At 70.0% G+C, this 6,967-nt stretch carries 6 protein-coding genes; 1 reads left to right on the forward strand and 5 read right to left on the reverse strand.

Annotated features, from left to right (window positions below):
• From ABZ749_RS25590 to ABZ749_RS25600, 3 genes are all read right to left on the reverse strand, one after another.
• Window positions 1-1,168 (reverse strand): alkaline phosphatase D family protein (locus ABZ749_RS25590; RefSeq protein ID WP_357232112.1); only part of this gene is annotated, 1,168 nt, incomplete at its 3' end.
• A 122-nt stretch (window positions 1,169-1,290) separates the two neighbouring features.
• On the reverse strand, window positions 1,291-2,274 hold the full coding sequence (locus ABZ749_RS25595; protein ID WP_357232115.1) for a hypothetical protein: 984 nt from the start codon (window positions 2,272-2,274) through the stop codon (window positions 1,291-1,293).
• A complete protein-coding gene (locus tag ABZ749_RS25600) occupies window positions 2,271-3,566 on the reverse strand; it encodes an MFS transporter (RefSeq protein ID WP_357232118.1) in 1,296 nt (431 codons plus the stop codon). Before ABZ749_RS25600 ends, ABZ749_RS25595 begins: the two co-directional genes overlap by 4 nt.
• A 213-nt stretch (window positions 3,567-3,779) precedes the next feature.
• On the opposite strand from ABZ749_RS25600, the gene ABZ749_RS25605 reads away from it, so the two are divergent.
• Entirely contained in the window at window positions 3,780-5,159 is a 1,380-nt protein-coding gene (locus ABZ749_RS25605; protein WP_357232121.1) for a DNRLRE domain-containing protein, read from the forward strand.
• 173 nt (window positions 5,160-5,332) lie between these two features.
• Here the strand turns inward: ABZ749_RS25605 and mmsB are convergent, their stop codons facing one another.
• Window positions 5,333-6,583 (reverse strand): multiple monosaccharide ABC transporter permease, encoded by a 1,251-nt coding sequence (gene mmsB, locus ABZ749_RS25610; protein WP_091401175.1) that lies wholly within the window; start codon window positions 6,581-6,583, stop codon window positions 5,333-5,335.
• Window positions 6,580-6,967 (reverse strand): ATP-binding cassette domain-containing protein (locus tag ABZ749_RS25615; RefSeq protein ID WP_357232125.1); only part of this gene is annotated, 388 nt, incomplete at its 5' end. The genes ABZ749_RS25615 and mmsB, both read right to left, overlap by 4 nt.

Here is a 6,967-nt window from a genome sequence, read left to right on the forward strand (position 1 = left end):
GCCACCCGCCCTGGATGCGGCTGCGGGAGGCCCGGTAGCCGTCCCACGCGTCCATGCTCGCCGCCCCGTTCGCGTCGAGCTGCTGGGCGAAGAAGACCTGCTGGCCGAGGATGTCCCAGGTGCTGTAGCGCTGGGCCAGCCCGTCGAGCAGCCACGCCTCCTGGGTGGCGCCGGTCAGCGACCGGGAGGCCAGGTCGGCGTCGGCGCAGACCTTCCAGCCGTCGCCACAGGCCTGGTCGTCGCGGAACTGCCGGGTGTCGAGCATGTGGAAGGTGGCGAGCTGCCCCCACCGGACCCGCCGGTACAGCGGGATGCTGTTGCCGTTGGCGGCGGACGCCGGCCGCAGCGGCATGTTCTCGTAGTAGGCCCGGTACGCGGCGGTGCGCCGGGCGGTCCACTGGGCTGCGGTCAGCGTGGGGCTGCTGTCGTTGCGGACCATGTTGGCGTAGTTGTTCTCCACCTCGTGGTCGTCTGGCACCACCAGCCAGGGTGCCGCCGCGTGGGCCGCCTGCAGGTCCGGGTCGGACTTGTACAGCGCGTAGCGGCGGCGGTAGTCGGCCAGCGACACGATTTCGGCGCCGACGTGTTGCCGCACCGTGGAGCTGCCGACGCCGCCCTCGTAGATGTAGTCGCCGAGGTGCAGGATCAGACCGGGGTTGTCCTCGGCCATCCGCCGGTACGCGGTGTAGTAACCGGCCTCGTAGTGGGCGCAGGAGGCGAAGGCCATGACCAGATCGCGGCCGAAGGAGCTGGGCGCCGGGGCGGTCCGGGTCCGCCCGACCGGCGAGATCTGCCCCTGGGCCCGAAACCGGTAGTAGTAGTCGGAGTCAGCGGCGAGCCCGCCCGCGATGGCATGCACGGAGTGCGCGTCGGCGTACCGGGCAACCACCGAGCCGGAGGCGACCAGGGAGGTGAACCGGTCGGTGCTGGACACCTGCCACTCCACCGTCACGTCGGCGTTGGCCATGCCTCCCTGCCCGTCGGCGTTGAGCGGGGAGGGTGCCAGCCGGGTCCAGAGGACCACGCTGTCCGGTGCCGGGTCACCGGACGCCACACCGAGTTTGAAGGGGTACGGCACCGCTGCGCGGGCACCCTGGAGAGGTGTCACAGCGACTCCCGCGGTCACCAGTCCACCGAGGACGAAAATACGACGGCTCAGCCTTGTCATGGTCAACAGCCTCGGGAACGTCGATGAACGGCGATGGCTGCGCGGCGGAATCCCACATGACGGGCTGCTGTCCGCGCCAAGGCCTTCAGGTGTCCGGACCGCCGGGGCCGCGGACCGGACCGTCAGGTGAGCGGGGACGGCGACTCCGCGCCGGGGATGACAAGCGTCGGCGTGCCGGACCCGTCCGCCGGAACGCTCCAGACGTCGGGCTGGCCGTCGTCCCGGCGCAGCGTGTAGGCCAGCCTGCCGTTGTCCAGCCACGCGGCCTGGTCATCGACGCTGCGGACCTCGGCGGTCGCGGTGACCCGCATGCTCGGCAGGTCCAGGACCGACAGCCGCCAGCCCTTCGCCGGGTCGGCGTCGACCGCCTCCTTGAACGCGAGCCGGGTGCCGTCCGGTGACAGCGACGGGCATTCGACGTTCTCCTTCAGCGTCTCGACGGTACGAGCGGCGAGGTCACCCCGGACGAGGTATCTCCTGCCCCCGGTCGCCATCGTCGCGTAGAAGCGGTTGTCGTCGGCGGTGAAGGTGACGCCCCAGTAGTTGACGTCCGCGTTGCGGTAGCCCCGGCCGTCCCGGGTGATCGCGAACTCTTCGAGCGAGGCCACAGTGGCGCCGGTGCGGGTGTCGAGGATTCCGGTGCGGGTGGAGAAGCCACTGGAGGTGTACGAGTCGCCACCGACGAACGTCGTCCAGGAGACCATGCGGCCGGAGGCCGAGACCCGGGCCCGGTTCGGCAGACCCGGCACACTGACCGCCCTCGTCTGGCGCAGCGTCGCGTCGAGGACGACGACCTGGTACGACCACGCGGTCTCCGGCTTCAGGCAGACCCCGGTGCCGGCGGCCGCGTACACCCGGAGGCATTCCAGGCCGGCGATCGTGCGCGGCCCGGCGGGGTCGGTCGCGGCGACTGTGGAGACGTGCCGGTCGGTGATCGCCAGCAGGCGCGGCCCGGACGTCAAGGTGACCGCCTGCTCGGCGCCGGCGGGTGGCGGCGTCCGAGGAGCCTGCCCGGCCCTGGCGGCGTAGCCGGCCGCCACAGCGCCCAACAGCACGGCCGAGGCGACCACCACACCGAGCTTCGCTCGGGTCGACATCACGGTCATCGGGGCACCTTCCGGGTGGTGAGTCGGGACGGGGAGGCCAGCAGGAGCAGCGTGCCGACCAGGACGCCGGCGACGGCCACGGCCGCCGCGCGGATCGCGCTCTCCGGCCCCCATGCCTGCCAGGCCAGACCGAACAGCACGGAGGAGACGAGGTACGCGAGAGCCTGCCCGGTCTGCACCAACGCGATTCCGGTGGTCCGCAGACGCGCCGGCAGCACCGGACCGGCGAGCGCGATGAGGACCCCGTCGGTGGCCGCGTAGAAGGCGCCGTACAGGGTCAGCGCCACGGCGATCAGCGGCCAACCGTCGACCGGGCCGGCCAGCAGCAGGTACGTCGCGCCGAGGGCGGTGTAGCCGCCGATCACCACGGGCAGGCGACCGATCCGGTCGGCGAGTACGCCGAACGGAGCGGCGAGCAGCAGGTACGCCAGGCTGGTTCCCACCGCGAGCAGCGGAAACCAGCGCAGGCCGAGGTCCATTCGGCGTTGCAGCAGCAGGTACACGAAGCCGTCGCCGATGGTGGCCAGCCCGAGCATCGCGGCGGCCAGCACCAGCCGCCGGGCCGGTCCTGCGCGCAGCAGCCCGAACGCCTCGCGGACGGAGACCTTCGCCTCGTTGGTCTCGTCCGCCGCCCCGCCGTCCACCCCCTCGCCGGGCGGCTGCTCCCTGACGAAGAGCACGAGCACCACCACGGCGAGGGCTGCGATGCAGAAGCTGGTGACGAACACCGCGTCGTACGACTGCCCGACGACCAGCAGGACCGCGAACGCGGCGAGTGGCCCGAGGAACGCGCCGACGCTGTCCATCGCCCGGTGCACCCCGAACGCCCGACCCAGCGCCTCCGGTGGCGTGGAGAGCGTGATCAACGCGTCACGCGGCGCGCTTCGCACCCCCTTGCCGATCCGGTCGACGGCGATGACGGCGCCGATCGCCGGGATCGACCGACCGGCGAGCAGCAGGCCGAGCTTCGCGACCGCCGAGAGCGCGTACCCGATGCCGGCGATCAGCTTGCGCCGCCGGAACCGGTCGGCGGCGAAACCACCGACGACCCGCAGCAGCGCGGTGGCGCCGGTGTGGACGCCGTCCAGGACGCCGAAGGCCACCGGGCTGAGGTGCAGGCCCAGCACCAGATAGAGCGGCAGGACCGCGGCCACCATCTCGGCCGACACGTCGGTGATCAGACTGACCGTGCCGAGCGCGACGACATTGCCGCTGACCATCGTGAACCGACGGCGGCGAGGCCCCGATCCTGGCTCATCGGCGACCGGTCGGGAGACGGTCGACAGGTACACGCGCATCTCCTCTGATCGACGGGCAGCCATCGTCCGTACTCAGTGGAGCAGGCACAACGCACCGCGGGTGGCATCCGGGCGAGGGACTGTTGAACAGGTCCCCAACAGCGAGGTGTTCGCCTGTCGGGACGCACTGTTCATCCGCCCGTCGCCCGCCGGCTCATCGACCTTCCTACATTCCTTGCGCTCTTCCCACGAGGTAAGGAGTCCTGGATGGACATTCGATTCCCCCGTCCGTCGGTGACGCTGGGGGTGGTCACGGTGATCGTCGCCGCGACCGCCGCCGTCGTCGTGACCGGCGCCGGCGCGGCGTCGGCGGCGAGCGTGACCTTCACGCCCGTTGCCGACACCTACGTCCAGAGCGACACGGCGGCCACCAACTACGGCACGTCCACGCAGGTCGTGGTCGACAACTCGCCCGTGCGGCGCTCGTTCCTGCGCTTCACAGTGAACGGTGTCAGCGGCACGGTGACCGGTGCCAGGCTGCGACTGCGCACGATCAGCGGCAACAGCGGCAGCGACGCCGGTGGCACGTTCCGCCGGATGTCCAACACGACCTGGTCGGAGACCGGCACCACCTGGAACAACCAGCCGGCCATCGACGGGGCCACGCTCGGCGCGATCGGCGCGGTCAGCGGCAACACCTGGTACGAGGTCGACGTCACTGCCGCTGTCACCGGCAACGGCACGTACAGCTTCGGTGCCACCTCGACCAGCGGTGACGGCGCCTACTACGACACCCGCGAGAGCGGCGCTGACGCTCCGCAACTGGTGGTCACCACCGGCAGCACCACGCCGCCCCCGTCGGGCGACCCGGTCTTCGTCGGCGCCGGCGACATCGCCGACTCGGGCTCCGGCGACAGCGCCACAGCGACGCTGCTCGACAGCATCCCGGGAACGGTCTTCACCACCGGCGACAACGTCTACGACAGCGGGACGGCGTCGCAGTTCAACAGCTACTACGAGCCCACCTGGGGTCGGCACAAGTCCCGCACCCGCCCGTCGCCGGGCAACCACGACTACAACACGTCGGGCGCGACCGGCTACTACAACTACTTCGGTACGTCGGCCGGCCCGAGCGGTCGCGGGTACTACTCGTTCGACCTGGGCAACTGGCACGTCGTGTCGCTGAACTCGAACATCAGCATGTCGGCCGGCTCGACGCAGGAGCAGTGGCTGCGCGCGGACCTGGCCGCCAGCAGCAAGCCGTGCACTATCGCGTACTGGCACCACCCGCTGTTCACGTCCAGCTCCAACCACGCGCCGTCGACGTCGACGCGCCCGCTGTACCAGGCTCTCTACGACTACAACGCCGACGTCGTGGTCTGGGGGCACAACCACGTGTACGAGCGGTTCGCCCCGATGAACCCGGCCGGTGGCGCCGACTCCAGCCGGGGTCTGCGCAGCTTCGTCGCCGGGATGGGCGGCGCCGGCCACTACGGCTTCGGCACCATCCAACCCAACAGCGAGGCGCGTAACAGCTCGGCGTGGGGGCTACTGAAGTTCACCCTCCACTCCAACAGCTACGACTGGCAGTTCGTACCGGTAGCCGGCCAGACCTACACCGACACCGGCACCACCACCTGCCACTAACCCACCCCACCCCACCCCACCCAACCCCCCCGTCGATCTTGCACTTTCTGTCCCGACTTCTGCCGCATAAGCCGCAGATCGTCGACACCAAGTGCAAGATCGCGGAGTCGGTTGGAACGCAGATGGCCCCTGACCGCGTCGCGGTCAGGGGCCATCCGGGTTTCGTGCGGGCGTCAGCGGGCGGTGCCGGCGCGACGCTTGTTGTAGACGTCGAAGGCGACCGCGACGAGCAGAACGAGACCCTTCACCACCGACTGGGTCGACTGGTCGATGCCCATCAGCTGCATGCCGTTGCTCATCACCGCCATGATCAGACCACCGACCATCGCGCCCACGACGGTGCCCACGCCGCCGGTGACCGCCGCACCGCCGATGAAGGCAGCGGCGATCGCGTCCAGCTCGAACATGTTGCCGGCAGCGGGCTGGGCGCCGTTGGACCGCGACGAGTAGATGACGCCGGCCACCGCCGCCAGGAAGCCCATGTTGACGAACATCCAGAAGTTGACGGTGCGGACCTTCACCCCGGAGAGCGCCGCCGCCGACAGGTTGCCGCCGATCGCGTAGACCTGCCGACCGAAGACGGTACGCCGGGTGAGCAGGCCGTAGACCAGCACCAGGACCGCCAGGATGATCAGCACGATCGGCAGCCCTCGGGCGTGCGCCAACTGCCAGGCGAAGTACATGAGGACCGCGCCGACCAGCACGACCCGGGCGACGAAGAGCGGGAACGACTCGACGGGCTGCTGGTAGCGGATACGCGCCACGCGGGTGCGGAAGCCGCTGACCGCGTAGCCGGCCACGGCGATGGCGCCGATCAGCAACGTGAAGGCGTCGAAGCCCTGCCCACCGAGCAGGCCGTTGAGGAAGCCCGCCGCGACCTGCTGGTACTCGGACGGGAACGGCGACAGCGAGATGTTGTCGAGCACCCGCAGGGTCAGACCCCGGAACAGCAGCATGCCGGCCAGGGTCACGATGAAGGCCGGAATGCCGGCGTACGCCACCCAGAAGCCGTGCCACGCGCCGACCGCGACGCCGACGACCAGCGCGGCCACGACGCCGATCCACCAGGGGTGACCCTGCTGGATCACCAGGACGGCGGAGACCGCTCCGGTGAGCGCGACGACCGACCCGACCGACAGGTCGATGTGCCCACCGATGATCAGGATGACCATTCCGATGGCGAGGACCAGGATGTACGAGTACTGGAGGACGATGTTGGTGATGTTGCCGGGGCTCAGCAACACCCCGTCGGTCAGGACCGCGAAGAGCGCGACGATGACGACCAGGGCGACGTAGATCCCGCTCTGCCGCAGGTTGTTCAACACCAGCGCCCGCAGGTCGCTCGTCCCGCTGTGCAGGGCGGCGCCGGGCGTGCTGTCCGGGGGCGTGGGGCGCTCCGTCGAAGGGGTCTTGATGCTGGTCATCCGACGAGCTCCTTGTCCTTGGTCATCAGCTCCATGAGGCTCTCCTGAGTCGCCTCGGCCACCGGCATCTCGCCGGTGATCCGGCCGGCGGCGAGGGTGTAGATGCGGTCGCACATTCCGAGCAGCTCCGGCAGCTCGGAGGAGATGACGATCACTGCCTTACCGGCGGCCACCAGCCGGTTGATGATCGTGTAGATCTCGTACTTGGCGCCGACGTCGATCCCGCGGGTGGGCTCGTCGAGGATCAGCACGTCCGGGTCGGTGAACAGCCACTTCGACAGCACGACCTTCTGCTGGTTGCCGCCGGAGAGCTTGCCGACCACCGCCATGACGCTCGGCGTGCGGATGTTCATCTCCTTGCGGCTCGTCTCGGCAACCTTGATC

Origin of the sequence: Micromonospora sp. NPDC047753 (assembly GCF_040642735.1) — a bacterium.
Lineage (GTDB): Bacteria > Actinomycetota > Actinomycetes > Mycobacteriales > Micromonosporaceae > Micromonospora.

Bases quoted from the DNA above. Each gene is read 5' to 3' on its own strand.
- ABZ749_RS25595 (WP_357232115.1), bottom strand. From the start codon at position 2,274: ATGACCGTGATGTCGACCCGAGCGAAGCTCGGTGTGGTGGTCGCCTCG.
- ABZ749_RS25605 (WP_357232121.1), top strand. From the start codon at position 3,780: ATGGACATTCGATTCCCCCGTCCGTCGGTGACGCTGGGGGTGGTCACG.
- mmsB (WP_091401175.1), bottom strand. From the start codon at position 6,583: ATGACCAGCATCAAGACCCCTTCGACGGAGCGCCCCACGCCCCCGGAC.